Source organism: Streptacidiphilus anmyonensis (genome assembly GCF_000787855.1).
Classification (GTDB): Bacteria; Actinomycetota; Actinomycetes; order Streptomycetales; family Streptomycetaceae; genus Streptacidiphilus; species Streptacidiphilus anmyonensis.
Genome location: NZ_BBPQ01000048.1, coordinates 24,997 through 49,060, shown reverse-complemented (window position 1 = coordinate 49,060; position 24,064 = coordinate 24,997). Strand labels below are relative to the sequence as shown.

The following is a 24,064-nucleotide window of genomic DNA, read 5'->3' as shown; positions in this document are numbered from 1 at the left end:
CAGACCCGGAAACGCCCATGAGACTGTCGATCGTCGTCCCCTGCTACAACGAGGAAGCCGTCCTCGCGCTGTTCGACGCCAAGATCCGGGAGACGCTCGACGAGCTGCCCATCGAGTACGAGCTCTGCTACGTCGACGACGGCAGCCGTGACGGGACGCTCAACCAGCTGCGGACGCTGGCGAAGGACAACCCGGAGACCACCAAGTACGTCTCCTTCAGCCGCAACTTCGGCAAGGAGGCGGGCATGCTGGCCGGCCTCAAGGAGGCCACCGGCGACGCGGTCGTGCTGATGGACGCCGACCTGCAGCACCCGCCGGCGCTGATCCCGAAGATGCTGGAGCTCTACCAGCTCGGCCACGACCAGGTCATCGCGCGGCGCACCCGCGAGGGCGACAAGTTCGTGCGGACGCTGTTCAGCAAGATGTACTACCGCCTGATCAACCGCGCGGTGGACGTCGAGCTGACCGACGGCGTGGGCGACTTCCGCCTGCTGTCGCGGCAGGCCGTGGACGCGCTGCTGGCGCTGCCGGAGTACAACCGCTTCTCCAAGGGCCTGTTCTCCTGGATCGGCTTCGACACCGTCACCTTCGACTACCGCAACGCGGGCCGGGAGGCGGGCGAGACCAAGTGGCGCTTCAGCTCACTGCTGAACTACGCCATCGACGGTCTGATCTCGTTCAACAACCGCCCGCTGCGCCTGGGCATCTACTTCGGCCTGATGCTGAGCGCCCTGGCGGTCGTCTACGCCGCGTTCATCACCGTGCTGGCGATCGTCAACGGCATCACCGCGCCCGGCTACGTCACCCTGATCGTGGCGATCGTCGGCCTCGGCGGCCTGCAGATGGCCATGATCGGCCTGGTCGGCGAGTACATCGGGCGCATCTACTACGAGACCAAGCGCCGGCCGCACTTCCTCGTCAAGGAACGCGCCGGGGATCGGCTGGACCGGCGGTGACGACGGTGACCACCGAGGAGACGAGCGAGGGGGCCGCGGAGCGCGGCCCCGCCCGGGTCGGCCGGGTCGGCCGCAAGGACCTGTGGCAGATCATCAAGTTCGGCATGGTCGGCGGCGTCAACACGGCGACCTTCTACGCGTCGTACCTGCTGCTGCACCCGCACATGCCGTACTTCCTGGCCTACACGATCGCCTTCGTGCTGAGCATGATCGGGTCGTTCTTCATGAACACCTACTTCACCTACCGGACGAAGCCCACCTGGGCGAAGTTCGTCCGGTTCCCGCTGACCAACGTGACCAACTACGTGATCACGAGCGTCGGGACGGTGGCACTGGTGAGCGGGATCCACATGAGCGACAAGATCGCCCCGCTGGTGGCGGCGCTCGCTGCGATCCCGTTCACCTTCGTGCTGTCGCGGAAGATCCTCACCAGGACGGCGTAGCGGGCACGGCCTGCGCCTGCAGTTCGTGGCCGGTGGAGCCGCCATTGTCGCGGCGGTCCAAGGCGCGCTGCAGGGCGGCGGCCGCCTGGGCGCGGTCCTTGGCGGTGGCGGAGGTACGACGGGTACGCGTCTTCACGGCATGCATGGGGAGACTCCTGGGGAGAGTACGGTCCGGTTTCTTGTGGGGAATGCGGGCCGGACAGGGGTCTCCTGCGCGAAGGCCGAGCCGGACATGGCCGTGGATACGGCAGACGATCCGACTGCTCTTGCCATTTCACGTTACGACAAGGTTCTCCAACTGTCTCCACAGATACTTGGATTTCCTACTATCCGAGACGGACCTCACCCGGACAGCTTGCCGACGCCGCAGTGCGCGCAGCGGAAAGCGCCGTGCGCGGCGCGACATGGTGCGCCCCGGCCACCGAGGCCGCGCGGAGCGCGGGATCGGCGAGGTGCTCGGCCGCGCTGCGGATCGAGGTCGGCATCGACGAACGGGCCGCCATCTCGCGCCACCACTCGTACCGCTCGGCCGGCGGCAGGCACCCGGTGGACAGCAGTGCCTCCGTCTCCCCCACGCCGCGCATGCCAGCACCGGCGTCCGGCGCAGTCAAGCGGTCGAGACGTGCCCGGACCACGCGGGGTGACTAGGCTCGGACCATGAGCTTCCAGGGTTGGCCGGCCGAGGCCCTCGACTTCTACGAGGGCCTGGAGGCGGAGAACAGCAAGGACTACTGGACGTCCCACAAGGACGTCTACGAGCGCTGCGTGCGCGAGCCGATGGAGGCCCTGCTTGAGGAGCTCGCGCCGCGCTTCGGCGAGGCGAAGGTCTTCCGCCCCAACCGCGACATCCGCTTCTCCGCGGACAAGTCGCCGTACAAGACGCACATCGGCGCGGCCCTGGAGGGCGGCGGCTACGTCCAGTTCTCCGCCGACGGCCTGGGCGCGGGCAGCGGCTGCTACGTGATGACGCCCGACCAGCTGGCCCGCTTCCGCGAGGCGGCGGCTGACGAGAAGTCAGGCAAGGCCCTGGAGTCCGTCATCGCGAAGCTGACGAAGGCGGACATCGAGATCATGGCCCACAACCGCCTCAAGAGCGCGCCGCGCGGCTACCCCAAGGACCACCCGCGCATCGAACTCCTGCGCCACAAGAGCCTCGCGGCCTGGCGCCAGTGGCCGGTCGAGCCGTGGCTCGGCACGGCGGAGGCCAAGCAGCACGTCGTCGGGTTCCTCAAGGCCACCAGGCCGCTCAACGACTGGCTCGCCGACCACGTCGGCGCAGCATAGGTGCGCGCCGTGACCCACGAAGTCGAACTGCCGCACATGCGCCCAAATCGGCGTGGGGCTGACGCTCACGAGCACGACGACGCCTGGGGCGGCGTGACGGAAGCCGCCGCACAGGCCTTGGAGCTGCTGGAGATGTGAGCGGTCGGCCCAGGGGGAGGCCGGACGGGCGTTCCGTTCCTCCCCGGGCCGCTCAGCTCGCCGGAGCCTCGGTCGGCTCCTTCGGGCGGCCGCAGAGGGGGCGGTCCGGGTGGGGCTTCGGGAGGGGGACGCGCTTGACGCCGCCGATGCGGTTGGCCCACAGGAGCGTGACCTCGCGGAGCACGAAGAGCGGGAAGGGGTGGTACCGGTCGCCCTTGCGGAAGACCCCCACGCTGTCGCCCCAGTAGGCGTTCTTGGTGTCGATCTCACCGTACTGGTGCCAGATGCCGTTCTTCGGCGGGAAGTCGGTGTACGCCTCGCGCAGGTCCAGCCCGGAGTAGGCGGCCATGGCCCGGTAGCCGTCCGGGTAGTAGCGCCAGCAGTCCTGGGCGTCGTGGACGTGGCCGCGCGACGGGGCGGTGATGAAGGCGTGGCCGCCCGGCTTCAGGATGCGCGCGATCTCCAGCATCGACGCCCAGGGGAAGGGGATGTGCTCGAACGCCTGGCCGGAGAAGACGAAGTCGGCGCTCCCGGACTTCACCGGGATCCGGTACGGCTTCTTCATGACCTTGTCGACGTTGGGGCCGTCCTGGATGTCCACCCCGACGTACTCGATGTCGTACTCGGTGAGCAGGCTCCGGTGGGTGAGCGTCTGCTTCGGGGAGATCCTCGACCCCAGGTCGACCACCCGGTGCCGACCGTCCTTCGGCATGTACTCCCGCACACACAGTTCCATGTGCTCGTACGCAGACCTGTGCATGGCGGCGCCCTATCCTCTGTCCAACGGACGAACAACTCGTGTTCAACGAGTGCACAGCATCCAACAGCGAACCCCGCGAGGACAAGATCCTTGCAGCGCTAGGCTTTTCGGATCGATCATGTCGAGGAGTACGGCCTCCAGGCGGTGGTGTCGACGACCACGGCCCCCGCAGGCAAGGGGAGCTCACACGGCTCGCCGAAGCCGCCCTTGCCGACCAGCTGATAGGCGTCGGCGGGACCGAGCGTGAAGATCTCCCACAGGCCCTGCGTCGGATCCACGATCAGGTAGACCGGGATACGGGCGCGAGCATAGATCTCCGCCTTGATCCGCCGGTCGTGGTTCTTGCTGCTCGGCGAGATGACCTCGCAGACCCCCTGGACAGCGCCGGCCGGCCAGTCCTCCCAGGCGAGGTCGATGTCGTCGGGACGCGCGAAGACGACATCCGCGCGGGGCTTGCCGTCGGCCCCGCAGTCCAAGCCGCACTCCCCCCACGCCTCCAGCCGCGGCCAGGCCTGGCGCACCATGGTGCGGATCGGCAGATCGTGCAGGGTCCGGGGGTGGACCTCCATCACGATCGCGCCGCCGAAGCACTGTGCCACAAGGCCGTCCGGACACTCGAACGACTCCCAGGCGGCTTCGAGTCTCCCGCGCTCGCAGTCCTCGTCCGTGGGGCTCATGGCGCCATGCTTCCGCATCACCACAGTCCGCTCCAGCACGAAACCCCGCCGGGCGAAGCCCGGCGGGGTTTCGGCACTACCGGGCGGATCAGGCCGAGAGGTTCACGCTGCGGGCGAACTTCGCGCCGATCTCCGCGGAGATCTCGTTCAGCAGCTCCTGCGGGATCTCGCTGTCGACCGTGAGGGAGACCAGGGCGTCGCCGCCCTGCTCGTCGCGGGAGACCTGCATGCCGGCGATGTTGATCCCGGCGTCGCCGAGGAGCTTGCCGAGGGTGCCGACGACGCCCGGGCGGTCGACGTAGCGGAAGAAGCCCATGAAGTCGGTGAGGGCGACGTCGACGTCGAACTCGTTGACGCCGACGATCTTCTGCTGGCGCTTCGGGCCGGTCAGCGTGCCCGCCACCGAGATCTCGCGGCCGTCGGTGAGGGTGCCGCGGACGGTGATGACGTTGCGGTACTCGGGGCTCTCGCTCAGCGTGGTGAGGCGGACCTCGAGGCCGCGCTCCTGCGCGAACAGCGGGGCGTTGACGTAGGAGACCGTCTCCGCGACGACGTCCTCGAAGACACCCTTGAGGGCGGAGAGCTCCAGTACCTTCACGTCGTGCTGGGTGATCTCACCGCGCACCTCGACGTCGAGGCGGACCGCGACCTCGCCGGCCAGCCCGGTGAAGATGCGGCCGAGCTTCTCGGCCAGCGGCAGGCCCGGACGGACGTCCTCGGCGATGACGCCGCCCTGGACGTTGACCGCGTCCGGCACCAGCTCGCCGGCGAGGGCGAGGCGGACGCTGCGGGCGACGGAGATGCCCGCCTTCTCCTGCGCCTCGTCCGTGGAGGCGCCCAGGTGCGGGGTGGCCACGACGTTGTCGAAGCCGAAGAGGGGCGAGTCGGTGCAGGGCTCCTTGACGAAGACGTCCAGGCCCGCGCCGGCGACCCGGCCCTCCTTGAGGGCGGCGGCCAGCGCCTCCTCGTCGACGATGCCGCCGCGCGCGGCGTTGACGATGCGGACGGTCGGCTTGACCTTGTGCAGCGCCTCGTCGCCGATCAGACCGATGGTCTCCGGGGTCTTCGGCAGGTGGACGGTGATGAAGTCGGCGACCTCCAGCAGCTCGTCCAGCGAGAGGAGCTTGACGCCCATCTGCGCGGCGCGCGCGGCCTGGATGTAGGGGTCGTAGGCGACGATCTTCATGCCGAAGGCGGACATGCGCTGCGCGACCAGCACGCCGATGCGGCCGAGGCCGACCACGCCGAGGGTCTTCTCGGCCAGCTCGACGCCGGTGTACTTGCTGCGCTTCCACTCGCCGCCCTTCAGCGAGGCGTTGGCGGCCGGGATGTGACGGGCCGTCGAGAGCAGCAGGCCGCAGGCGAGCTCGGCCGCGGTGACGATGTTGGAGGTCGGCGCGTTGACGACCATCACGCCCGCCTTGGTGGCGGCCGGGACGTCCACGTTGTCGAGACCGACGCCGGCGCGGGCGACGACCTTCAGCTTGTTCGCGGCGGCGATCGCCTCCGCGTCCACCTTGGTGGCGGAGCGGATCAGGATCGCGTCGACGTCGGCGATCGCGGGAAGGAGCTCGGCACGGTTGGCGCCGTCGCAGTGCCGGATCTCGAAGTCCGGCCCGAGCGCGTCGACGGTGGCAGGAGACAGCTCTTCAGCGATGAGGACTACAGGCTTGCTGCTCACGACAGTTTCCTTACTGTCCGGTTCTCCCCGAAGCCGTGCGAATGGGGGCGCACCCGCGTTGCTTGGACGGCATGGAGGGGACGGTGGCATGCCGCGTTGGAGACGCACGACGCTGTGAGCCTGACGCGCAGATTGAGTCTATCGGCGGAGGTGCTTCCGCCGAGCGCCCCTGCGGAAGAATCACCCGCCGGGGATGGTACGGACCGTACAAACGATCCCTACAGGAATGCTGTAATGCGACAGGGGTGGCCGCTCGACCGCTCGGCCACCCCGGCTCGACTGCTGACGAGACGGCTTACGCCTCCTCGTCCACCCAGCTCATCAGCTTGCGCAGCTTCTTGCCGGTGGTCTCCAGCAGGTGCTCGCTGTCCGCGTTCTTGTACTCGTTGTACTTCGGCAGACCCGCCTTGTACTCGGCGATCCAGGTGTTGGCGAAGGTGCCGTCCTGGATCTCGCCGAGGACCTTCTTCATCTCGGCCTTGGTCTGGTCGGTGATGATGCGCGGGCCGGTGACGTAGTCGCCCCACTCGGCCGTCTCGGAGACGGACCAGCGCATCTTCTCCAGGCCGCCCTCGTACATGAGGTCGACGATCAGCTTCAGCTCGTGGAGGCACTCGAAGTAGGCGATCTCAGGCTGGTAGCCCGCCTCGACCAGGGTCTCGAAGCCGGCCTTGACCAGGGCGGCGGTGCCACCGCAGAGGACGGCCTGCTCGCCGAAGAGGTCGGTCTCGGTCTCCTCGGTGAAGGTGGTCTTGATGACGCCGGCGCGGGTGCCGCCGATGCCCTTGGCGTAGGAGAGGGCGAGCTCCAGCGCCTTGCCGGTGGCGTCCTGCTCGACGGCCACGATGCACGGGACGCCGCGGCCCTCCTCGTACTGGCGGCGGACCAGGTGGCCCGGGCCCTTCGGGGCGACCATGCAGACGTCGACGTCGGCCGGGGGCTTGATGAAGCCGAAGCGGATGTTCAGGCCGTGGCCGAAGAAGAGGGCGTCGCCGGCCTTCAGGTTCGGCTTCACGACCTCCTCGTAGACGTCGGCCTGGATGGGGTCCGGCACCAGGATCATGATCACGTCGGCTTCGGCGGCGGCCTCGGCGGGGGTGACCACGCGCAGACCCTGCTCCTCGGCCTTGGCGCGGGACTTGGACTCCGGCAGCAGACCGACGCGGACGTCGACACCGGAGTCGCGCAGGGAGAGCGCGTGCGCGTGACCCTGGCTGCCGTAGCCGAGGATGGCGACCTTGCGGCCCTGGATGATGGACAGATCGGCGTCGTCGTCGTAGAACAGCTCGGCCATCGCTGGCTTCTCCTTGCGGGATGGATTCCTTGGGGACACCGTACGCCGATGTCGATCAGCGGACGGTTGAGTCTCAAAGCGTGAGATTAGCGTCTCACAGTTGTTGCACTGCCTGGGGGCGCGGGGAACTGCGCGAGGAACCGTGCACCTCCGTAGAGGGCTGGTCGCGCAGTTCCCCGCGCCCCTGGGTGGTTGCAGGGCTAAGCGCTGCGCTCGACCGCTCGCAGGGAGCGGTCCGTAATGGAGCGCGCGCCGCGGCCGATGGCGACCATGCCGGACTGGACGAGCTCCTTGATGCCGTACGGCTCCAGCATCTTCAGCATGGCCTCGAGCTTGTCGCTGCTGCCCGTGGCCTCGATCGTCACCGCGTCCGGGGAGACGTCGACCGTCTTCGCGCGGAAGAGCTGGACGATCTCGGTGACCTGGCCGCGGGTCTCCGCGTCCGCGCGGACCTTGACCAGCATCAGCTCGCGGCGGACCGCCGCGACCGGGTCGAGCTCGACGATCTTTATGACGTTGACCAGCTTGTTCAGCTGCTTGGTGACCTGCTCCAGCGGGAGGTCCTCCACGTTGACGACGATCGTCATACGGGAGATGTCCGGGTGCTCGGTCGGGCCGACGGCCAGGGAGTCGATGTTGAAGCCGCGGCGCGAGAACAGCGCCGCGATCCGGGCGAGGACGCCCGGCTTGTTCTCGACCAGGACGGAGAGGGTGTGCTTGGACATGATGTGAGTGAACCCCTCAGTCGTTCTCGTCGCCGAAGTCCGGACGGACGTCGCGTGCGGCCAGGATCTCGTCGTTGCTGACACCGGCCGGGACCATCGGCCAGACCATCGCGTCCTGGTGGACGATGAAGTCGATGACGACCGGCGCGTCGTTGAGCGACATCGCCTTGTCGATCACCGCGTCCAGGTCCTCCGGGCGCTCGCAGCGCAGCGCGTGGCAGCCCATGGCCTCGGACAGCTTGACGAAGTCCGGGATCCGGGTGCCGGCGGCGGGGCCGCGGCCGTCGTTCTCCGGGCCGTCGTGCAGGACGGTGTTGGAGTAGCGCTGGTTGTAGAAGAGGGTCTGCCACTGGCGGACCATGCCCAGCGAGCCGTTGTTGATGATCGCGACCTTGATCGGGATGTTGTTCAGCGCGCAGGTGACCAGCTCCTGGTTGGTCATCTGGAAGCAGCCGTCGCCGTCGATCGCCCACACCTGGGTGTCGGGGCAGCCGGCCTTCGCGCCCATCGCGGCCGGGACCGCGTAGCCCATCGTCCCGGCGCCGCCGGAGTTCAGCCAGGTGGCGGGCTTCTCGAAGGAGATGAACTGCGAGGCCCACATCTGGTGCTGGCCGACGCCCGCGGCGTAGATCGCGTCGGAGCCGACCTTCTGGCCGATGCGCTCGATGACCTGCTGCGGGCTGAGCATGCCCTCCGGGGCCGGCTCGTAGCCGACCGGGTAGGTCTTGCGCCAGGCGTTGAGCTGCTCCCACCACTGGCCGTAGTCGAAGCGGTGCTCGCCCGCCGCCTGGCCGGCGGCCTGCTCCTGCTGGACCGCGACGATCAGGTCCGCGATGATCTCGCGGGCGTCGCCGACGATCGGGACGTCCGCGGCGCGGTTCTTGCCGATCTCGGCCGGGTCGATGTCGGCGTGGACGACCTTGGCGTTCGGCGCGAAGGTGTCCAGCTTGCCGGTGACGCGGTCGTCGAAGCGGGTGCCGAGCGCGAACAGCAGGTCGGCCTTCTGCAGCGCGGTGACCGCGGCGACCGAGCCGTGCATGCCGGGCATGCCCAGGTGCTGGTCGTGGCTGTCCGGGAAGGCGCCCAGCGCCATCAGCGTGGTGACCACCGGGGCGCCGGTCAGCTCGGCCAGGATGCGCAGCTCGGCCGTGGCGCCGGCCTTCAGCACGCCGCCGCCGACGTACAGGACCGGGCGCTTGGCACCGGCCAGCAGCCGTGCGGCCTCGCGGATCTGCTTGGCGTGCGGCTTGGTGACCGGGCGGTAGCCGGGCAGCTGCGGCTCGACCGGCCAGCGGAAGACGGTCCGGGCCTGGAGCGCGTCCTTGGCGATGTCGACCAGGACCGGGCCGGGACGGCCGGTGCTCGCGATGTGGAACGCCTCCGCGATCACGCGCGGGATCTCGTCCGCGTCGGTGACCAGGAAGTTGTGCTTGGTGATCGGCATCGTGATGCCGCAGATGTCCGCCTCCTGGAAGGCGTCCGTGCCGATCGCCTTGGAGGAGACCTGGCCGGTGATCGCGACCACCGGCACGGAGTCCATGTACGCGTCCGCCAGCGGCGTCACCAGGTTCGTCGCACCCGGACCGGAGGTCGCCATGCAGACGCCGACCCTGCCGGTGGCCTGCGCGTAGCCGGTGGCCGCGTGACCCGCGCCCTGCTCGTGGCGGACCAGGATGTGGCGCACCCGGGTCGAGTCCATCAGCGGGTCGTAGGCCGGGAGGATCGCGCCGCCCGGGATGCCGAAGACGGTGTCCGCGCCGACCGCCTCGAGGGAGCGGATGAGCGACTGGGCACCGGTCATCGGTTCGGGGCCCGCATGGTGCGGGACGGGCGCTGCTGCCTGCTCGGTCATCTGCTGTTCCTTCTCGGCTGCTCGGACTTCTCGGAGGGGGGTCTCTAGGGCGGTTCGCGCTGAGCGCGCTGCGCTGGCTGCCTCGCGGCAACAAAAAACCCCTCGTGCCCGTGTGGGCATGCGAGGGGTAGCGCGTCAGCCAGGTCAGCTCGGGAGTTGACTCCCGGCTCAGCCGACGCGCCCGCCAAGTACGAGAATTCGGGTGCGCATGCTGACGACCATCCTCCGACGCCCCGGGGGGTGTCAAGCCCACTCGATTCGTGTCTCATCATGCGGGATCTTCCTCGGACGTCCTGGTATCCGCCAGGAGCAGTTCCTTCAGTTCATCCTCCCGCATCGGCGGCGCGAAGTGCAGGCCCTGCCCTCGTGAGCAGCCGAGATCCCGCAGGATGCGGACCTGCTCGACGCGGTCCACCCCGTCGGCGACGGTCTCCAGGCCGAGCTCGTGACCGATCCGCAGGACGGACGAGGCGAGGGTCCGCAGGAAGGCCGAGTCGAGCAGACCGTCCACGACGCCGCGTTCCAGCTTGAGCGCGTCCACCGGCAGCCGGCGCAGCTCGCTGAGCGGGGTCGCGCCGCCGCCGAGCCCGTCCAGGACCAGGCCGATGCCGAGCTGTTTGAGTCGGCCGAGACGCTGCACCAGCTCGTCGACGCCGTGGCTGCGTCCGTCGACGGGGCCGGGGCCGGGCCCGCTGTCGCCGAGCTCGACGACCAGCCGGCCGCCGGGAAGGCGGCAGCGGCGCAGCACCGTCTCCGCGGCCTCCACCACCCCCGGCGCGGTCAGCGCGCGCGGCGAGAGCCGGACCGTCACCGGCAGCGTGCCGCCGCGCCCTGCGGCCTCCTCGACGGCGTGCTCGACCATCCAGCGGGACAGCCGCAGCGCCCGCTCGCCGCCGCCCGCGGCATGCAGGAACTCCGCCGGGGTGAGCAGCAGCCCCTGCGCGGAGCGCCACCGCGCCTGCGCTGCCAGGCCGCTGATCCGGCCGCTGCGCAGGTCCACGATCGGCTGGTGGACGAGGGTGAACTCGCCCTCGCGCACGGCGGTGCGCAGCCGCTGGTCCAGCTCGGTGCGACGGCGCAGCTCCGTGCGCAGCTCGGGCGAGTACTCGTGGACGCGGTCCTTGCCGCGCCTCTTCGCCTGGTACATCGCCAGGTCCGCGCTGCGCAGCAGGTCGGCGGCGCTCTCCGGCCCTACGGCCGGCTCGGCGAAGGCGATGCCGATGCTGGCGGCGACGGCGTGCTCCTCGTTGCCCAGCGCGTAGGGCGCGGAGACGGCGAGGCGTAGCCGCTCGGCGATGGCGAAGGCGCGCTCCCGGTCGACCTCGCCCACGAGCAGCACCGCGAACTCGTCGCCGCCGAGCCGGGCGACCGTGTCGCCCTCGCGCACGGACTCGCGCAGCCGCTTCGCCGCCAGCACCAGCAGCTCGTCGCCGACCTGGTGGCCGGCGGTGTCGTTGACGGCCTTGAAGCCGTCGAGGTCGACGAAGAGCACCGCGACGTCGGGACGTTTCTCGGCCCTGGGGGTGAGCGCGTCGCGGCCGCGCTTGAGGAACAGCGCCCGGTTGGGCAGGCCGGTCAGCGCGTCGTGGAACGCGTTGTGCTCCAACTGCGCCTGAAGGCGCACGCGTTCGGAGATGTCGCGGCAGTTGAAGATCAGCCCGTCGCGGTAGCGGTTGACGGTGGACTCCACGTCCAGCCACTCCCCCGCGCCCGAGCGGACCCGGCACTCGATCCGCGCGGTCGGCTCCGCCGTGGGGCCGTGAGCCCCGGCTGATCCGTGGGCTCCGCGGGCCCCCTGGGCCCCCTGGGCTGCGTGGGCGGGAGCCTTGGCGAGGTAGCGCTGCACCTCCCACAGCACATGGCCGAGGTCGTCCGGGTGGACCATCTCCGGCAGCCTGGTGCCGACCAGCTCCTCGGCCGGGCGCCCGTAGACGCCGGCCGCGGCGGGGCTGACGTAGCGCAGCACACCGTCCGGGTCGGCGATCATGATGACGTCGCTGGAGCCCTGCACGAGCGAGCGGAAGTGCCGCTCCTGGTGGCTGAGCCGCTGGGCCAGCGCCAGGTTGTCCAGCAGCATCACGCCCTGACGCAGGATCAGCGCCATCACCACGGTGCAGCTGATGATCAGGACCAGCCGGTCCAGATGGTGCTGCCCGAGCGCGTTGTAGAGCAGGCCGATGGTGCAGACGCCGGTGGCGGCGTACGGGGTCAGCGCGCTGAAGGTGGACGCGACGCGCGGCCGCCGGACGGACTCGCGGGTGAGCGCGCGGCCGCCCCCGGCCCACGGGGCCCAGGCCAGCAGCATCGAGCCGCAGAACCAGCCCGCGTCGAGCAGTTCGCCCGAGTGGTAGGCGTCCTTGAAGGACTGGCTGGTGAAGACGGCATCGCAGAGCACCGTCAGGGCGAGGCCCACTATGGCCGTGTGCACCGCCGCCCGGTTGCTGTCCTGACGGCGGAAGCGCAGGCCGAGGACCATGCTGATGAGCAGGATGTCCAGCAGCGGGTAGGCCAGGCCGACCGCCAGCCGCAGCGGGCTGTGCTGGTCGCCCTGCGCCGTCCGGCCGAGAGCGAGGGACCAGCTGAGCGTCAGCAGCGAGCCGGCGATGAGCCAGGCGTCGAGCGCGAGGCAGAGCCAACCGGCGGCGTTGCGGGGCCGGTTGGAGAGCATCAGCAGCCCGAGGATGGCGGGCGGGGCGAAGAAGAGGAAGACGTAGTCGGCGATCGACGGCGACGGCAGCGACTGCCGGAGCACGCACTCGTACCAGCCCCAGATGCCGTTGCCGACGGCGACCATGAGGGAGCTCAGGCCGAAGCAGACCCAGGCGCTGCGGTGCCGCCCGCCGGAGAGCACGCCGTAGCCGAAGCAGGAGAGCGAGGCCGTCAGTGCGGCTCCGGCAAGGCCGAAGTCGCCCATGAAGTCCGCCACCGCGGGCGAACCCCAGCCGTAGGCCGCGCCCGCGACGTACAGCAGGCAGACCAGCATCGCGAGTATCCGCGGCAGCCGCGCCGCGGCGTGCGAGAGCCGGAGCGGCCCCGGCGGGTGGGCGTCCCGGGCAGCGCCGCCCTCGGGCGGCTCCGTGACGAGGTCGTCGGGGTGCCCCATCTCCTCCTGGTCGCCCTCGCCGTAGGCGAAGGGCGACGCGGCGGATCTGTCGTGCTCCTCGGCCGCCCAGGGCCTGCCGCGGCGGGACTGCCCGGGCAGCAGCGTTTCGGTGCTCAGCTCGTTGCTCAGCTCAGTGCTCAGCATGGGCAATCCCCCTCCGGCCCCGGGTGCGATCGGACCAGCGGGGCGGACAACTCCGTACCGGGTCTCCCGGTCGGGAACCTACACCACAGTCGTCACTCAGAGACATGCACACTCAACTCAGAGTAATGGCCACTGTCGAGGTAGCTGTACCCGATTCGAAGGAAACCTTCCGGTGCTGCTGCGCAGGAAGGGGGTGCCCTGGGCGCACGCCGGGGGCGCACGAGCGCCCCTCACGCGTCAGCTCCGGTCGGCTCCCCGTCAACTCCGGTTGGCGAGCGGCTCCCCGCTCTCGTACCGCCGGATCTGCTCGCGCAGCGTGCGCTTGGCCCGGGGCAGGAACGCGCTGCTGGGCCCGCCCACATGAGGCGTGATCAGCACCCCGGGCGCATGCCAGAGCGGGTGGTCGGCGGGCAGCGGCTCCGGGTCCGTGACGTCGAGCGCGGCACGCAGCCGCCGCGTGGCGAGCTCCCCCAGCAGCGCCTCGGTGTCGACGACGGGCCCGCGGGCGACGTTCACCAGCAGCGCGCCGTCCTTCATCCGGGAGAGGAAACCCGCGTCGACGAGATGACGGCTCTCAGGGGTGAGCGGCGTCAACAGGACGACGACGTCGGCGGACGGAAGCAGAGCCGCCAGCTCCTGCGCGCCGTGCACCTCCTCCTCGGGGCGCGCGCGACGCGCGACCCGGACGACGTCGCACTCGAAGGGCTCCAGACGCGCGGCGAGCGCGCGGCCGATCGAGCCGTACCCGAGGATGAGCACGGTCTTGTCGGCGAGCGACTCGTGGAACTCCTGGCTCCAGCGCCCCTGGTCCTGAAGCCGGGTGAAGTGCGGGACGCCGCGGAGCGAGGCGAGGACCAGGGTCACCGCCAGCTCGGCGGTGCTCGCGTCGTGCAGCCCGCGCGCGTTGCACGCGACGACGCCGGCCGGGACGTGCGGCAGCACGTCGTCCATCCCGGCGGTGAGGGTCTGGACCACCCTCAGCGACGGAAGGTGCGGGATCACCGTGACCGCGACCGCGTGCCGCATGTAGGGCAGGCAGAAGAACTCCACGTGCCGCAGGGCGTCGTCGGACGGCAGCGGTCCGTCGCCGTCCCAGACGAGGGCGTCCAGGCCGGCGGGCAGACCGCCGACGGCGTCGGGGGCGTAGGGGAGCAGATAGCGAGCACTCATGCTCCGACCTTAGCCAGCGGGTCGCAGCACCCGGGCTCGGGCCGGGGGCACTGCCCCGGCGCTCTGCCCGTGGCGAATCTGCGGCGGGCAGAGAGACCGCGACCGGGGACCGTCCGGGGCCGACAGTGGATTCGACGGCATCACCGCCTCGACCGGGAGACCAGATGACTCCACTCGCCCCGCTCCCTCCCCGCGCGGAGGAGGGCGACACCCCGCCCAGCCGCTTCGACGACCACCTCGCGGCCCAGCTGCTCGACCAGCGGATCGTCCTGCTCGGCACCCAGGTCGACGACGTGTCGGCCAACCGGGTGTGCGCGCAGTTGCTGCTGCTGTCGGCGGACGACCCGCGCACCGACATCAGCCTGTACATCAACAGCCCCGGCGGTTCGGTCACCGCGGGCCTGGCCATCTACGACACGATGCGGCTCATCCCCAACGACGTCTCGACGCTGGCGATGGGGTTCGCCGCCAGCATGGGCCAGTTCCTGCTGACCGTCGGCGCGCCCGGCAAGCGGTTCGCTCTGCCGAACGCGCGGATCATGATGCACCAGCCCTCGGCGGGCATCGGCGGCACCGCCGCGGACATCGAGATCCAGGCCGAGAACCTGGAGTTCACCAAGAAGGCCATCGAGCGGATCACCGCCGAGCACACCGGGCAGACCGAGGAGGCGATCGCGCGCGACGGCGACCGCGACCGCTGGTTCACGGCCGAACAGGCCAGGGAGTACGGGATCGTGGACCGGGTGGTGGAGTCGCTCGCCGACATCCGCCCGGCCGCGTCGCGCCGACGGATGGGGTTGTGACATGGGGTCGTACACGGTTCCCTACGTCATCGAGCGGACCTCGCAGGGCGAGCGGTCCTTCGACGTCTTCAGCCGGCTGCTCAACGAGCGGATCATCTTCCTCGGCACCGACATCGACGACGGGGTGGCCAACGTGGTCATCGCGCAGCTGCTGCACCTGGAGTCGGCCAACCCGGAGCAGGAGATCTCGATCTACCTCAACTCGCCGGGTGGATCGTTCACTTCGCTGATGGCGATCTACGACACGATGACCTTCGTGCAGGCGCCGATCTCCACGTTCTGCGTCGGGCAGGCGGCGTCGACAGCGGCGGTGCTGCTGGCCGGCGGCGATCCCGGGCGGCGGTTCGTGCTCCAGCACGCGCGCGTGCTGCTCGGCCAGCCCGCCAGCGACGGCCGCCGGGGGACGGTCTCCGACCTCAGCCTCGCGGCCAAGGAGATGGCCCGCGTCCGCTCGCAGGTGGAGGAGGTGCTGTCCCGGCACACGCACCACGACGTGGCCACGCTGCGCGCGGACATGGACCGGGACAAGGTGCTCACCGCCGCGGAGGCCGTCGCCTACGGGCTCGCCGACGAGGTGCTCAGCCGGCGGCTCGCGTTCGTCTGACCCGCGCGGCCACGGCCGACGGTCCGGTCAGGCGGCGGGTCCCAGGCGGCGAGCTCAGGCGGCGGGTCTCAGGCGGCGAGCTCAGGCGGCGGGTCTCAGGCGGCGGGTCTCAGGCGGCGAGGCAGAGACCGTCGTGCCGCGCCGCCAGCGACGTGCGGGACGACGTGCGACCCCGGACCACCCGGCTGCGGGTGGTCCGGGCCAACTCCGCCTGGGCGAGCGAGAGCAGGTCGGCGAGCCCGAGCCCGAGGGCCCTGGCGGCGGCTCCGAGCACCTCGGACGACGCCTCCTTGCGTCCGCGCTCCAGCTCCGACAGGTACGGCATCGAGATCCGCGCCGCCTCCGCGACGTCCTTGAGCGTGCGCTCCTGCGCGAGCCGCTCACGCCGCAGGACGTCGCCGACGAGGTCGCGCCACAGTGGCTCCCTCGGCGCGGGGGTCGCGCCACCCGAGCCGGGCGACGAGGGCTGCGGGCGCAGCGGGATGACGCGGCGTTCGTTCGGCGCTGGAGTGCTCACCTCTTCAGCGTAGGCATCGGGGGCGCGGAGGGAAGGGAGCGGCGTTCTGCCGTGGGTGAAGCCCGGCGGCCTGGCCGACCGGCCGGCCGGGGGCTACCCCGCCGGGATCAGCCGGAGCCGGTGGGCCACCGCCGCGGCCTCGCCTCGGCCCGTCACGTCCAGCTTCGCCAGGATGTTGGAGACGTGCACGCTCGCCGTCTTCGGCGAGATGAACAGCTCCTCCGCGATCTGGCGGTTCGTGCGCCCGAGCGCGAGCAGCCCCAGGACGTCGCGTTCACGCGGGGTGAGGTGGATGGCCCCGTCCTCCGGCTCCGGGTCCGGGGTCGTCACCGGCGCCAGCCGGGCGCGTCCGGTCAGCGCGCGGAGGTCGTCGAGGAGGAGCTGGTTGCCCTGTCGGCGGGCGAGCTCCTCCGCCTGGGACGCGGCCTGCGCCGCGGCCGCCCGGTCGCCCTCCGCGGCGAGGGACTCCGCGAGGCGGAAGTGCGCGAGGCCGCGCGGGAAGGGGCATTCCAGCACGGAGAGCGCGTCGACCGCCCGGCGCCAGTCGGCGGTCGTCGCCGTTCCCTCGGCGCGGGCGAGTTCGGCGTCGAGCACGGCCCGCCAGCCGACGTAGAGGGGGAGTTCGGCGGTGAGGCCGGCGGCCGTGCTCCGGATGCGGGCGAGGACCTCCGCGCGCCCGGCGGACATCGCCGGCAGGTAGCGGGCGTCCGCCTCCACGGCCGCGCCCGCGGCGAGCAGCGCCCACCAGACGCGGTCGTGGCCCTCGGGGCGGTCGCCGTCCAGGACGGCGACGAGCTCCGCCCGCGCCTCCGCGTACCGGCCCTGCGCGGCGGCGATCCGCATCGCCAGCAGCGCCGCCGGGACGTACTTCTGCGGCTGCCAGACCAGGCCGACCCGTCTGCTCTCGGCGAGGTGCTCGGCCGCTCCCGCGACGTCGCCGCGCAGCAGCGCGATCTCGCCGCGGAGCCGGTGCATGAAGTCGCGGTGGGCGCGCTGACCGGCCCAGTCCGGCTCCTCCGCGAGGAGCCGCTCCGCCTCGTCGAGCTCGCCGAGCGAGATCAGCGGCTCGGCGAGGTTGCCGAGGATGATCGTGCCCGAGTACCCGGTCATGCCGTTGGCGCGGATCATGGCCAGCCCCGTGCGGGCCACCTCCGCGGCCTCCCGGGAGCGGCCCTGCAGTTCGTGGTGGCTGGAGAGGTTGGTGTAGACGCGGCTGATCAGGTCCACGTCGCCGCTGGCCTCGGCCCGTTCACGGATCTGCGCGAGCAGCGCCGCGCCCTCGTCCAGCTCCCCGAACGCGCAGTGCAGCATGCCCAGCGTCAGCTGCGCGTGCAGTTGCAGCGAGGTGGCGCCGACCTGCTCGGCGATCGTGACGGCCCGCCGGGCGATGTCGAGGTGCTCGCGGCGCGGGATGCCCAGCATCCCGTCGCACGCCTGCCGGTGCAGCAGTTCGGCCAGGACCGCCGACGGCTTGCGGCCCTCCAGGAGCGCGAGCGCGTGCTCCATGTCCGGGAGGTTGGTCGCGCCGACGTCGTAGCGCAGGGCCCGGGCGCGGGCGAGGATGAACCAGGCGGCGCGCTCCGGGGTCTTCTTCTCGTCGATCAGGCGCAGCGCGCGCTTGGTGTAACGCAGGCCGAGGTCGGTCTCGCCGCTCAGGCGGGCGGCGACGGTGGCCTCCGCGAGCAGGTCGACGAGCTGGATCGCCATGCAGTCCCCGTCGCAGGTGCACTCGCCCTCGCAGGAGCACGCCGGATAGCTCTCGTCGGCGTGGTCGTAGTCGCGCAGCGAGTCGCGGATCTCCGCCGGGACGTCCTCCCACAGCTCCAGGGCGCGGTCCAGCATGCGCAGCTGCTCGGAGAAGGCGTTGCGGCGGCGGGCCTCGCGACCGGCGTTCAGCACGGCGGGCATGGCGCGCGCCGCGTCGTTGGCGCAGTACCAGTACCCGGCCAGGCGGGAGGCCCGCTGGTCGCTGGAGACCAGCGACGCGTCGGCCTCGAGGGCCATGGCGTAGCGGCGGTTGGCGCGGGTGACCTCGCCCGGCATCAGGTCGTCGGAGACGGCCTCGCGGACCAGCGCGTGCCGGAACCGGTAGCCGTCGCCGTCGGAGGTCTGCTGGATGATGTTGGCGCCGACCGCGGTGCGCAGCGCGTCGATCAGCTCGTCCTCGTCGAGGGTGCCGGTCGCCTCGACGACGGCGGCCAGCAGGCCGTGCTCGACGCGGGAGCCGCCCTGGGCGAGGATGCGCAGCATCGTCTGGGTGGGCTCGGGCAGCGCCTCGATGCGCACCAGCAGCAGGTCGCGCAGCGTCTCGGTCAGGCCGGTGCGACAGCCCTGCTGGGAGGCGACCGCGAGCTCCTCCACGAAGAACGGGTTGCCCTCGGAGCGCTTGAAGATCTGCCCGACCAGCTCGGGGCTGGGCCGGGAGGGGCTGAGGATGCCGGCCAGCTGGCGGCCCACCTCGCGGCGGCCGAGCCGTGGCAGCTCCAGCCGCTGGACGGTGCGCAGCCGCTCCAGTTCGGCGAGGTAGGGCCGGACCGGATGGCGGCGGTGCAGATCGTCGCTGCGGTAGGTGGCGACCAGCACCAGCCGTGCCCGGTGCAGGGTGCGGATCAGGTAGGCGAACAGCTCGCGCGTGGAGCGGTCCGACCAGTGCAGGTCCTCGACCGCGAGCACGAGCGTGCGGTCCGCCGTCAACTGCTCGAAGAGCTGGGCGGTGTGCTCGAAGAGGCGGGCGCGCGCGTACTCGTCGTGCGCCTCCGGCGGTGCCTCGCCCATGTCCGGCAGCAGCCGGGCCAGGCTGCTCTCACGTCCGACGGCGGCCGCGTCGAGCTCGGTCCCCAGAGCCCGGTGCAGCCGCCGCAGGATCGTGGCGAAGGGCGCGTAGGGCAGGCCCTCCGCGCCCACTTCGAGGCAGTTCCCGACCACGGCCGTGGACCCCCGTGCCTCGGCCGCGGTCTGGAACTCCTCCAGCAGGCGGGACTTACCGACGCCTGCCTCTCCCCCGATGAGCAGGACCTGTGGCTGACCCCCGTCGGCACGCTCCAGCGCGTCGGTGAGGGCGGCCATCTGGGATCCGCGTCCGATGAACACGGGACTGACTGATATCCGCTCCACGATCGGCAGCATCGCACAGAACCCCGCTGGTCAGCACGGATTAAGCCGTCATCGGGCGGTCGCGTGGAGGAAGCGGCGCGCCGGGCTGCCGCTCCGGTCCTTGCCCCCGCGTTCACCCGCCCTCCGTGCCTTGTTGGCGCGCCGGACCTCGCGGACCAGGCGCTCGTGCTCGGCCTGCGCCATCAGCTCGTCGGTGCGGGCGACGATCAGCTGGTACTCGAACATGGTGTTCCCCCTGTGGTGATCGGGTCGTCGGTTCTTCTCTCCCTGACGACCTCAAATCTCCTCTCCCAGGGGGGTGCCCGGCATCGGGCGCTTGCCCGATCTTGAAGGCCCCGGGGTCCTTAGAAACGACGGACCGCCGGCCTGAGCACACCTAAGTACTCAGACCGGCGGTCCGTACGGGATAAGACCCCCTCACGGGGTGCTTACTCCGGCGTGCCTACTCCGGCGTCACGCCCAGCTTCTCGAAGATCAGCTCCTTGACGCGGGCGGCGTCGGCCTGGCCGCGCGTGGCCTTCATGACCGCGCCGACCAGGGCGCCCGCCGCGGCGAACTTGCCCGAGCGGATCTTGTCGGCCACGTCCGGCTGCGCCGCGAGCGCCGCGTCGATCGCGTCGCCGAGCGCGGAGTCGTCGGAGACGACGGCCAGGCCGCGCTTGGCGACGACCTCGTCCGGCTCGCCCTCGCCGGCCAGCACGCCCTCGATGACCTGGCGGGCCAGCTTGTCGGTCAGCTTGCCCTCGGCGACCAGCGCCGAGACCCGGGCCACCTGGGCCGGGGTGATCGGCAGCTCGGCGAGCTCGACACCGTCCTCGTTGGCACGGCGGGCCAGCTCGCCCAGCCACCACTTGCGGGCCTGGTCGGCCGGCGCACCGGCGTCGATCGTGGCCAGGATCAGGTCGATGGCACCGGCGTTGAGCGCGGACTGCATCTCGACGGCCGAGATGCCCCACTCGCTCTGCAGGCGCTGACGGCGCAGCCGCGGCAGCTCCGGGAGCTCGCCCCGCAGCTGCTCGACCCACTCGCGCGCGGGCGCGACCGGGACCAGGTCGGGCTCGGGGAAGTAGCGGTAGTCCTCCGCCTCCTCCTTGATCCGGCCCGAGGTGGTGGTGCCGTTGTCCTCGTGGAAGTGGCGCGTCTCCTGAACGATCTTGCCGCCCTCGTTCAGGACCGCGGCGTGCCGCTGGATCTCGAACCGGGCCGCACGCTCGACGCTGCGCAGCGAGTTGACGTTCTTGGTCTCGCTGCGGGTGCCGAACTTGTCCGCGCCCTTGGGCATGAGCGAGAGGTTGACGTCGCACCGCATCTGGCCCATGTCCATGCGGGCCTCGGACACGCCGAGGGCCCGGATGAGCTCGCGCAGCTCGGCCACGTAGGCGCGGGCCACCTCGGGGGCGCGGTCACCGGCGCCGACGATCGGCTTGGTGACGATCTCGATCAGCGGGATGCCGGCCCGGTTGTAGTCCAGCAGCGAGTACTCCGCGCCGTGGATGCGGCCGGTGGCGCCGCCGACGTGGGTGGACTTGCCGGTGTCCTCCTCCATGTGGGCGCGCTCGATCTCCACGCGGAAGACCTCGCCGTCCTCCAGCTCGACGTCCAGGTAGCCGTTGAAGGCGATCGGCTCGTCGTACTGCGAGGTCTGGAAGTTCTTCGGCATGTCCGGATAGAAGTAGTTCTTCCGGGCGAAGCGGCACCACTCGGCGATCTCGCAGTTGAGCGCGAGGCCGATGCGGATCGCGGACTCCACGCCGATCGCGTTGACGACCGGCAGCGAGCCCGGCAGACCCAGGCAGGTCGGGCAGACCTGGCTGTTCGGCTCCGCGCCCGGGACGGTCGCGCAGCCGCAGAACATCTTGGTCTTGGTACCCAGCTCGACGTGGACCTCAAGGCCCATCACCGGGTCGTACGAGGCCAGGGCCTCCTCGTACGGGACCAGGTCAATGACGCTCACAAAGGCGTCCTTTCGGGTAAGGCTTGCGGTCTGAGGTCAGTCGGCGAGGACGTCGTCCTGGCCCAGCCGGCGCAGCTCGCGGACGAGCAGCAGCGTGCTGGTGACCAGGGCGAGGGCACCGACGGCGGCGTTGATGAGCTTGAGCGTGTCCGCCTCGGTTCGGGCCCTGCGGATGTCCTTGACGATCCCGAAGGCGCCGAAGGCGCTGCCGCCGATGCCCAGCATCAGGCCCGGCTTGCTGTGCTTGAAGCCCTTAGCGGTGTCCAGCTTGCTCATAGTGCCGGTGCCTCCTCCAGCAGGGGGTGTCCCCACTTGTCGTTGAGAGCTGCCTCGACCGCCGCACCCACGCGGTACAGCCGGTCGTCGGCCAGCGCGGGCGCGATGATCTGCAGGCCGACCGGGAGATTGTCCTCCGGGGCGAGGCCGCAGGGCACCGACATGGCCGCGTTGCCGGCCAGGTTCGACGGAATGGTGCACAGGTCCGCGAGGTACATCGCCATCGGGTCGTCGGCGCGCTCGCCGATCGGGAAGGCGGTGGTCGGGGTGGTCGGCGAGATCAGGACGTCGACGTCGCCGAAGGCGCGGTCGAAGTCCCGGGTGATCAGCGTCCGGACCTTCTGCGCCGAGCCGTAGTAGGCGTCGTAGTAGCCCGAGCTCAGCGCGTAGGTGCCGAGCATGATGCGGCGCTTGACCTCGGGGCCGAAGCCGGCCTCGCGGGTCAGCGCGGTGACCTCCTCGGCCGAGCGCGCGCCGTTGTCGCCGACCCGCAGGCCGTAGCGCATGGCGTCGAAGCGGGCCAGGTTGGAGGAGCACTCGGACGGCGCGATCAGGTAGTACGCCGGGAGCGCGTAGGTGAAGGAGGGGCAGGAGATCTCGACGATCTCCGCGCCCAGCGAGCGGAGCAGCTCCACCGACTCGTGGAAGCGCTGCATCACGCCGGCCTGGTAGCCCTCGCCGCCGAACTCCTTGACGACGCCGACGCGCATGCCCTTGACGTCCGCCTGCCGGGCCGCGGCCACGACCGCGGGGACGGGGGCGTCGATGGAGGTGGAGTCCATCGGGTCGTGCCCGGCGATGGCCTCGTGCAGCAGCGCCGCGTCCAGGACCGTGCGGGCGCAGGGACCGCCCTGGTCGAGGGAGGAGGAGAAGGCGATCAGGCCGTAGCGGGAGACGCTGCCGTAGGTCGGCTTGACGCCGACGGTGCCGGTGACGGCGCCCGGCTGGCGGATCGAGCCGCCGGTGTCCGTGCCGATCGCCAGCGGCGCCTCGTACGCGGCGAGCGCGGCGGCGGAGCCGCCGCCGGAACCGCCCGGGATGCGGGAGAGGTCCCAGGGGTTGCCGGTCGGGCCGTAGGCGGAGTTCTCGGTGGAGGACCCCATGGCGAACTCGTCCATGTTGGTCTTGCCGAGGATCACCACGCCCGCCTCCTTGAGGCGGCGGGTCAGGGTCGCGTCGTACGGCGGACGCCAGCCCTCGAGCATCTTCGAACCGGCCGTGGTCGGCACGCCCTTGGTGGTGAAGACGTCCTTCAGCGCGAGCGGCACGCCCGCGAGCGGGCCGAGCTCCTCGCCCGCGGCGCGCCTGGCGTCCACGGAGCGGGCGGCGGCGAGCGCGCCGTCGGTGTCGACGTGGAGGAAGGCGTGCACCTTCTCGTCCACGGCGTTGATGCGGTCCAGGTGCGCCTGCGCGACCTCGACGGCGGAGACCTCGCCGGAGGCGATGGCCGCGGCGGTCTCGGCGGCGGTGCAGCGGATCAGATCGGCCATGGCGGGCTCAGTCCTCCCCGAGGATCTGGGGGACGCGGAAGCGCTGCTCCTCCGCGGCGGGCGCGGCGGCCAGCACCTCGTCGGGGCTGAGCGAGGGCCGGACCTCGTCGGCGCGCATGACGTTGGTCAGCGGCAGCGGGTGCGAGGTCGGCGGGACGTCTTCGGCGGCGATCTCGCTGACGCGGGCGACCGCGTCCACGATGTCGTTCAGCTGCTCGGCGAAGTGGTCAAGCTCTTCGCTCTTGAGCTCCAGCCGCGACAGCCGGGCGAGGTGGGCGACCTCCTCGCGCGTAATGCCAGGCATGCAGCGATCCTCTGGTGGGTGAAGAAAACGGACCTGGCCGAGTCTATTGACACGGAGGTGTCCCCATCCTACGGAGGTCCGCCACCCGGCCGCAGCCGCGTTAGCCGCACTCCCCCACGGGTCCGACGCTCAGCAGCGGACGGAAGAACCCGGCGGGGTGCGGCTCGCCCACCGGCTCGTCGTCCACCTGGATCCAGGCGTGGGCCGCGAACGGGTGCGTGCGCACCCCGGTGCACCAGGTGGGCCAGGCACCCCGGGCCCGGCACAGCAGCGCGGCGGCGATGGAGCGTTGGAGGCAGTTGTTGCCCGCGCAGCGCATGCTGACGGCCACGACCTCGTCCCGTGCCCGTCGCGCCTCCTCCCCGCTCGCGGGCCTGCCGCCCCGGCGCGCGAACTCAAGGACCCTGCGCAGGGCCGCGGGCTTGACCCGCGCCAGGACGCGCGCCGCGGCGACGGCGAGCAGCGGCAGCGGGCGGCGGTGCGGCGGCAGGACCGACCGGTGGTCGAGGGACATCTGCACGCTCACGGCAGCACCAGCTCCGCCAGCGCCAGCTGCGCGAGAACGGCCTTCACGTCGTCCTTCGCGCGCGTCGCGCCGATGCCGTGCGCGACCGCGAGCCCGTGGGCGACCTCCGCCGGGGCCCGGCCGTCGAGGAGGCCGTGGAGGACCTCGCGGCCGGTGAGGTTGAGCTGGAAGTAGCGGCCGGTGCGGCCGTGGAGGAGGACGGTGCCGTCGTCGGTGTCGGTCATCGAGACGTCGGGGTGGAGCCGCATG

The 24,064-nt window shown here is 71.2% G+C and carries 24 protein-coding genes and 1 pseudogene; 6 read left to right on the top strand and 19 right to left on the bottom strand.

Annotated elements, in window-relative coordinates; translation table 11 throughout:
• The first annotated feature begins 17 nt into the window (after positions 1–17).
• A complete protein-coding gene (locus TR50_RS30315) occupies positions 18–956 on the top strand; it encodes a glycosyltransferase family 2 protein (RefSeq protein WP_042429389.1) in 939 nt (312 codons plus the stop codon).
• Complete coding sequence (locus tag TR50_RS30310) at positions 953–1,399, top strand: GtrA family protein (protein WP_369405797.1); 447 nt, start codon at positions 953–955, stop codon at positions 1,397–1,399. The genes TR50_RS30315 and TR50_RS30310 overlap by 4 nt, the downstream gene beginning before the upstream one ends.
• Here the strand turns inward: TR50_RS30310 and TR50_RS47665 are convergent.
• Entirely contained in the window at positions 1,383–1,544 is a 162-nt protein-coding gene (locus tag TR50_RS47665; protein ID WP_162837974.1) for a hypothetical protein, read from the bottom strand. The genes TR50_RS30310 and TR50_RS47665 overlap by 17 nt on opposite strands.
• 181 nt (positions 1,545–1,725) lie before the next feature.
• Positions 1,726–1,974, bottom strand: a complete 249-nt coding sequence (locus tag TR50_RS30305; protein ID WP_152648725.1) for a hypothetical protein — start codon at positions 1,972–1,974, stop codon at positions 1,726–1,728.
• Positions 1,975–2,056: 82 nt separating this feature from the next.
• Here TR50_RS30305 and TR50_RS30300 point away from each other — a divergent pair, with 82 nt between their 5' ends.
• Both TR50_RS30300 and TR50_RS49865 read left to right on the top strand, forming a co-directional pair.
• Entirely contained in the window at positions 2,057–2,683 is a 627-nt protein-coding gene (locus TR50_RS30300; protein ID WP_042429382.1) for a DUF2461 domain-containing protein, read from the top strand.
• Between the two features lie 9 nt (positions 2,684–2,692).
• Positions 2,693–2,821, top strand: a complete 129-nt coding sequence (locus TR50_RS49865) for a hypothetical protein (RefSeq protein ID WP_269084824.1) — start codon at positions 2,693–2,695, stop codon at positions 2,819–2,821.
• A 52-nt stretch (positions 2,822–2,873) separates the two neighbouring features.
• Here TR50_RS49865 and TR50_RS30295 read toward each other — a convergent pair whose 3' ends face one another.
• The 8 genes and pseudogenes from TR50_RS30295 to TR50_RS30255 all read right to left on the bottom strand — a co-directional run bounded on the left by TR50_RS30295 (position 2,874) and on the right by TR50_RS30255 (position 14,227).
• On the bottom strand, positions 2,874–3,581 hold the full coding sequence (locus TR50_RS30295) for a methyltransferase domain-containing protein (RefSeq protein ID WP_042429379.1): 708 nt from the start codon (positions 3,579–3,581) through the stop codon (positions 2,874–2,876).
• A gap of 116 nt (positions 3,582–3,697) precedes the next feature.
• The gene (locus TR50_RS43075; protein ID WP_052441517.1) at positions 3,698–4,258 is read right to left on the bottom strand and encodes a Uma2 family endonuclease; all 561 of its coding nucleotides are present in this window, start codon (positions 4,256–4,258) and stop codon (positions 3,698–3,700) included.
• An 88-nt stretch (positions 4,259–4,346) separates the two neighbouring features.
• On the bottom strand, positions 4,347–5,939 hold the full coding sequence (gene serA, locus TR50_RS30280) for a phosphoglycerate dehydrogenase (protein ID WP_042429376.1): 1,593 nt from the start codon (positions 5,937–5,939) through the stop codon (positions 4,347–4,349).
• A gap of 295 nt (positions 5,940–6,234) precedes the next feature.
• A complete protein-coding gene (gene ilvC / locus TR50_RS30275; protein ID WP_042429373.1) occupies positions 6,235–7,233 on the bottom strand; it encodes a ketol-acid reductoisomerase in 999 nt (332 codons plus the stop codon).
• A 200-nt stretch (positions 7,234–7,433) separates the two neighbouring features.
• Complete coding sequence (gene ilvN, locus TR50_RS30270) at positions 7,434–7,958, bottom strand: acetolactate synthase small subunit (protein WP_042369292.1); 525 nt, start codon at positions 7,956–7,958, stop codon at positions 7,434–7,436.
• Positions 7,959–7,974: 16 nt separating this feature from the next.
• Positions 7,975–9,849 (bottom strand): annotated as a pseudogene (locus tag TR50_RS30265) (acetolactate synthase large subunit); the annotation flags it as partial.
• Between the two features lie 229 nt (positions 9,850–10,078).
• Positions 10,079–13,057 (bottom strand): putative bifunctional diguanylate cyclase/phosphodiesterase, encoded by a 2,979-nt coding sequence (locus tag TR50_RS30260; RefSeq protein ID WP_052441515.1) that lies wholly within the window; start codon positions 13,055–13,057, stop codon positions 10,079–10,081.
• A 258-nt stretch (positions 13,058–13,315) separates the two neighbouring features.
• Positions 13,316–14,227, bottom strand: a complete 912-nt coding sequence (locus TR50_RS30255) for a 2-hydroxyacid dehydrogenase (RefSeq protein ID WP_042429366.1) — start codon at positions 14,225–14,227, stop codon at positions 13,316–13,318.
• 164 nt (positions 14,228–14,391) lie between these two features.
• On the opposite strand from TR50_RS30255, the gene TR50_RS30250 reads away from it, so the two are divergent.
• Together TR50_RS30250 and TR50_RS30245 are read left to right on the top strand one after the other, a co-directional pair.
• On the top strand, positions 14,392–15,030 hold the full coding sequence (locus tag TR50_RS30250) for an ATP-dependent Clp protease proteolytic subunit (protein ID WP_042429363.1): 639 nt from the start codon (positions 14,392–14,394) through the stop codon (positions 15,028–15,030).
• Position 15,031: 1 nt separating this feature from the next.
• Positions 15,032–15,634, top strand: a complete 603-nt coding sequence (locus TR50_RS30245; protein WP_042429360.1) for a ClpP family protease — start codon at positions 15,032–15,034, stop codon at positions 15,632–15,634.
• Positions 15,635–15,743: 109 nt separating this feature from the next.
• Here the strand turns inward: TR50_RS30245 and TR50_RS30240 are convergent, their stop codons facing one another.
• From TR50_RS30240 to TR50_RS30205, 9 genes are all read right to left on the bottom strand, one after another.
• Positions 15,744–16,151 (bottom strand): helix-turn-helix domain-containing protein, encoded by a 408-nt coding sequence (locus TR50_RS30240; protein WP_042429358.1) that lies wholly within the window; start codon positions 16,149–16,151, stop codon positions 15,744–15,746.
• 93 nt (positions 16,152–16,244) lie between these two features.
• Entirely contained in the window at positions 16,245–19,217 is a 2,973-nt protein-coding gene (locus TR50_RS30235; RefSeq protein WP_236654645.1) for a helix-turn-helix transcriptional regulator, read from the bottom strand.
• Between the two features lie 96 nt (positions 19,218–19,313).
• Positions 19,314–19,490: a hypothetical protein gene (locus TR50_RS47160; RefSeq protein ID WP_160311211.1), complete on the bottom strand. Its 177-nt coding sequence runs from the start codon at positions 19,488–19,490 to the stop codon at positions 19,314–19,316.
• A 217-nt stretch (positions 19,491–19,707) separates the two neighbouring features.
• Entirely contained in the window at positions 19,708–21,219 is a 1,512-nt protein-coding gene (gene gatB / locus TR50_RS30230; protein ID WP_042429352.1) for an Asp-tRNA(Asn)/Glu-tRNA(Gln) amidotransferase subunit GatB, read from the bottom strand.
• Between the two features lie 36 nt (positions 21,220–21,255).
• Positions 21,256–21,495 (bottom strand): hypothetical protein, encoded by a 240-nt coding sequence (locus TR50_RS30225; protein WP_042429349.1) that lies wholly within the window; start codon positions 21,493–21,495, stop codon positions 21,256–21,258.
• Positions 21,492–22,985 (bottom strand): Asp-tRNA(Asn)/Glu-tRNA(Gln) amidotransferase subunit GatA, encoded by a 1,494-nt coding sequence (gene gatA / locus TR50_RS30220; protein ID WP_042429346.1) that lies wholly within the window; start codon positions 22,983–22,985, stop codon positions 21,492–21,494. The genes TR50_RS30225 and gatA overlap by 4 nt, the downstream gene beginning before the upstream one ends.
• A gap of 7 nt (positions 22,986–22,992) precedes the next feature.
• The gene (gene gatC / locus TR50_RS30215; RefSeq protein WP_042429343.1) at positions 22,993–23,289 is read right to left on the bottom strand and encodes an Asp-tRNA(Asn)/Glu-tRNA(Gln) amidotransferase subunit GatC; all 297 of its coding nucleotides are present in this window, start codon (positions 23,287–23,289) and stop codon (positions 22,993–22,995) included.
• Positions 23,290–23,389: 100 nt separating this feature from the next.
• The gene (locus TR50_RS30210; protein WP_042429340.1) at positions 23,390–23,815 is read right to left on the bottom strand and encodes a lasso peptide biosynthesis B2 protein; all 426 of its coding nucleotides are present in this window, start codon (positions 23,813–23,815) and stop codon (positions 23,390–23,392) included.
• A complete protein-coding gene (locus TR50_RS30205) occupies positions 23,812–24,063 on the bottom strand; it encodes a lasso peptide biosynthesis PqqD family chaperone (protein WP_042429337.1) in 252 nt (83 codons plus the stop codon). Before TR50_RS30205 ends, TR50_RS30210 begins: the two co-directional genes overlap by 4 nt.
• Position 24,064 lies beyond the last annotated feature (1 nt).

Coding starts and splice junctions, on each gene's coding strand:
- TR50_RS30205 (WP_042429337.1), bottom strand. CDS start 24,063: ATGCGGCTCCACCCCGACGTCTCGATGACCGACACCGACGACGGCACC.
- TR50_RS30255 (WP_042429366.1), bottom strand. CDS start 14,227: ATGAGTGCTCGCTATCTGCTCCCCTACGCCCCCGACGCCGTCGGCGGT.
- TR50_RS30245 (WP_042429360.1), top strand. CDS start 15,032: ATGGGGTCGTACACGGTTCCCTACGTCATCGAGCGGACCTCGCAGGGC.
- TR50_RS30225 (WP_042429349.1), bottom strand. CDS start 21,495: ATGAGCAAGCTGGACACCGCTAAGGGCTTCAAGCACAGCAAGCCGGGC.
- TR50_RS30250 (WP_042429363.1), top strand. CDS start 14,392: ATGACTCCACTCGCCCCGCTCCCTCCCCGCGCGGAGGAGGGCGACACC.
- TR50_RS30295 (WP_042429379.1), bottom strand. CDS start 3,581: ATGCACAGGTCTGCGTACGAGCACATGGAACTGTGTGTGCGGGAGTAC.
- gatA (WP_042429346.1), bottom strand. CDS start 22,985: ATGGCCGATCTGATCCGCTGCACCGCCGCCGAGACCGCCGCGGCCATC.
- TR50_RS43075 (WP_052441517.1), bottom strand. CDS start 4,258: ATGAGCCCCACGGACGAGGACTGCGAGCGCGGGAGACTCGAAGCCGCC.
- TR50_RS47160 (WP_160311211.1), bottom strand. CDS start 19,490: ATGTTCGAGTACCAGCTGATCGTCGCCCGCACCGACGAGCTGATGGCG.
- ilvC (WP_042429373.1), bottom strand. CDS start 7,233: ATGGCCGAGCTGTTCTACGACGACGACGCCGATCTGTCCATCATCCAG.
- TR50_RS47665 (WP_162837974.1), bottom strand. CDS start 1,544: ATGCATGCCGTGAAGACGCGTACCCGTCGTACCTCCGCCACCGCCAAG.
- gatC (WP_042429343.1), bottom strand. CDS start 23,289: ATGCCTGGCATTACGCGCGAGGAGGTCGCCCACCTCGCCCGGCTGTCG.
- TR50_RS30260 (WP_052441515.1), bottom strand. CDS start 13,057: ATGCTGAGCACTGAGCTGAGCAACGAGCTGAGCACCGAAACGCTGCTG.
- TR50_RS30235 (WP_236654645.1), bottom strand. CDS start 19,217: ATGGCCGCCCTCACCGACGCGCTGGAGCGTGCCGACGGGGGTCAGCCA.
- TR50_RS30315 (WP_042429389.1), top strand. CDS start 18: ATGAGACTGTCGATCGTCGTCCCCTGCTACAACGAGGAAGCCGTCCTC.
- TR50_RS30300 (WP_042429382.1), top strand. CDS start 2,057: ATGAGCTTCCAGGGTTGGCCGGCCGAGGCCCTCGACTTCTACGAGGGC.
- ilvN (WP_042369292.1), bottom strand. CDS start 7,958: ATGTCCAAGCACACCCTCTCCGTCCTGGTCGAGAACAAGCCGGGCGTC.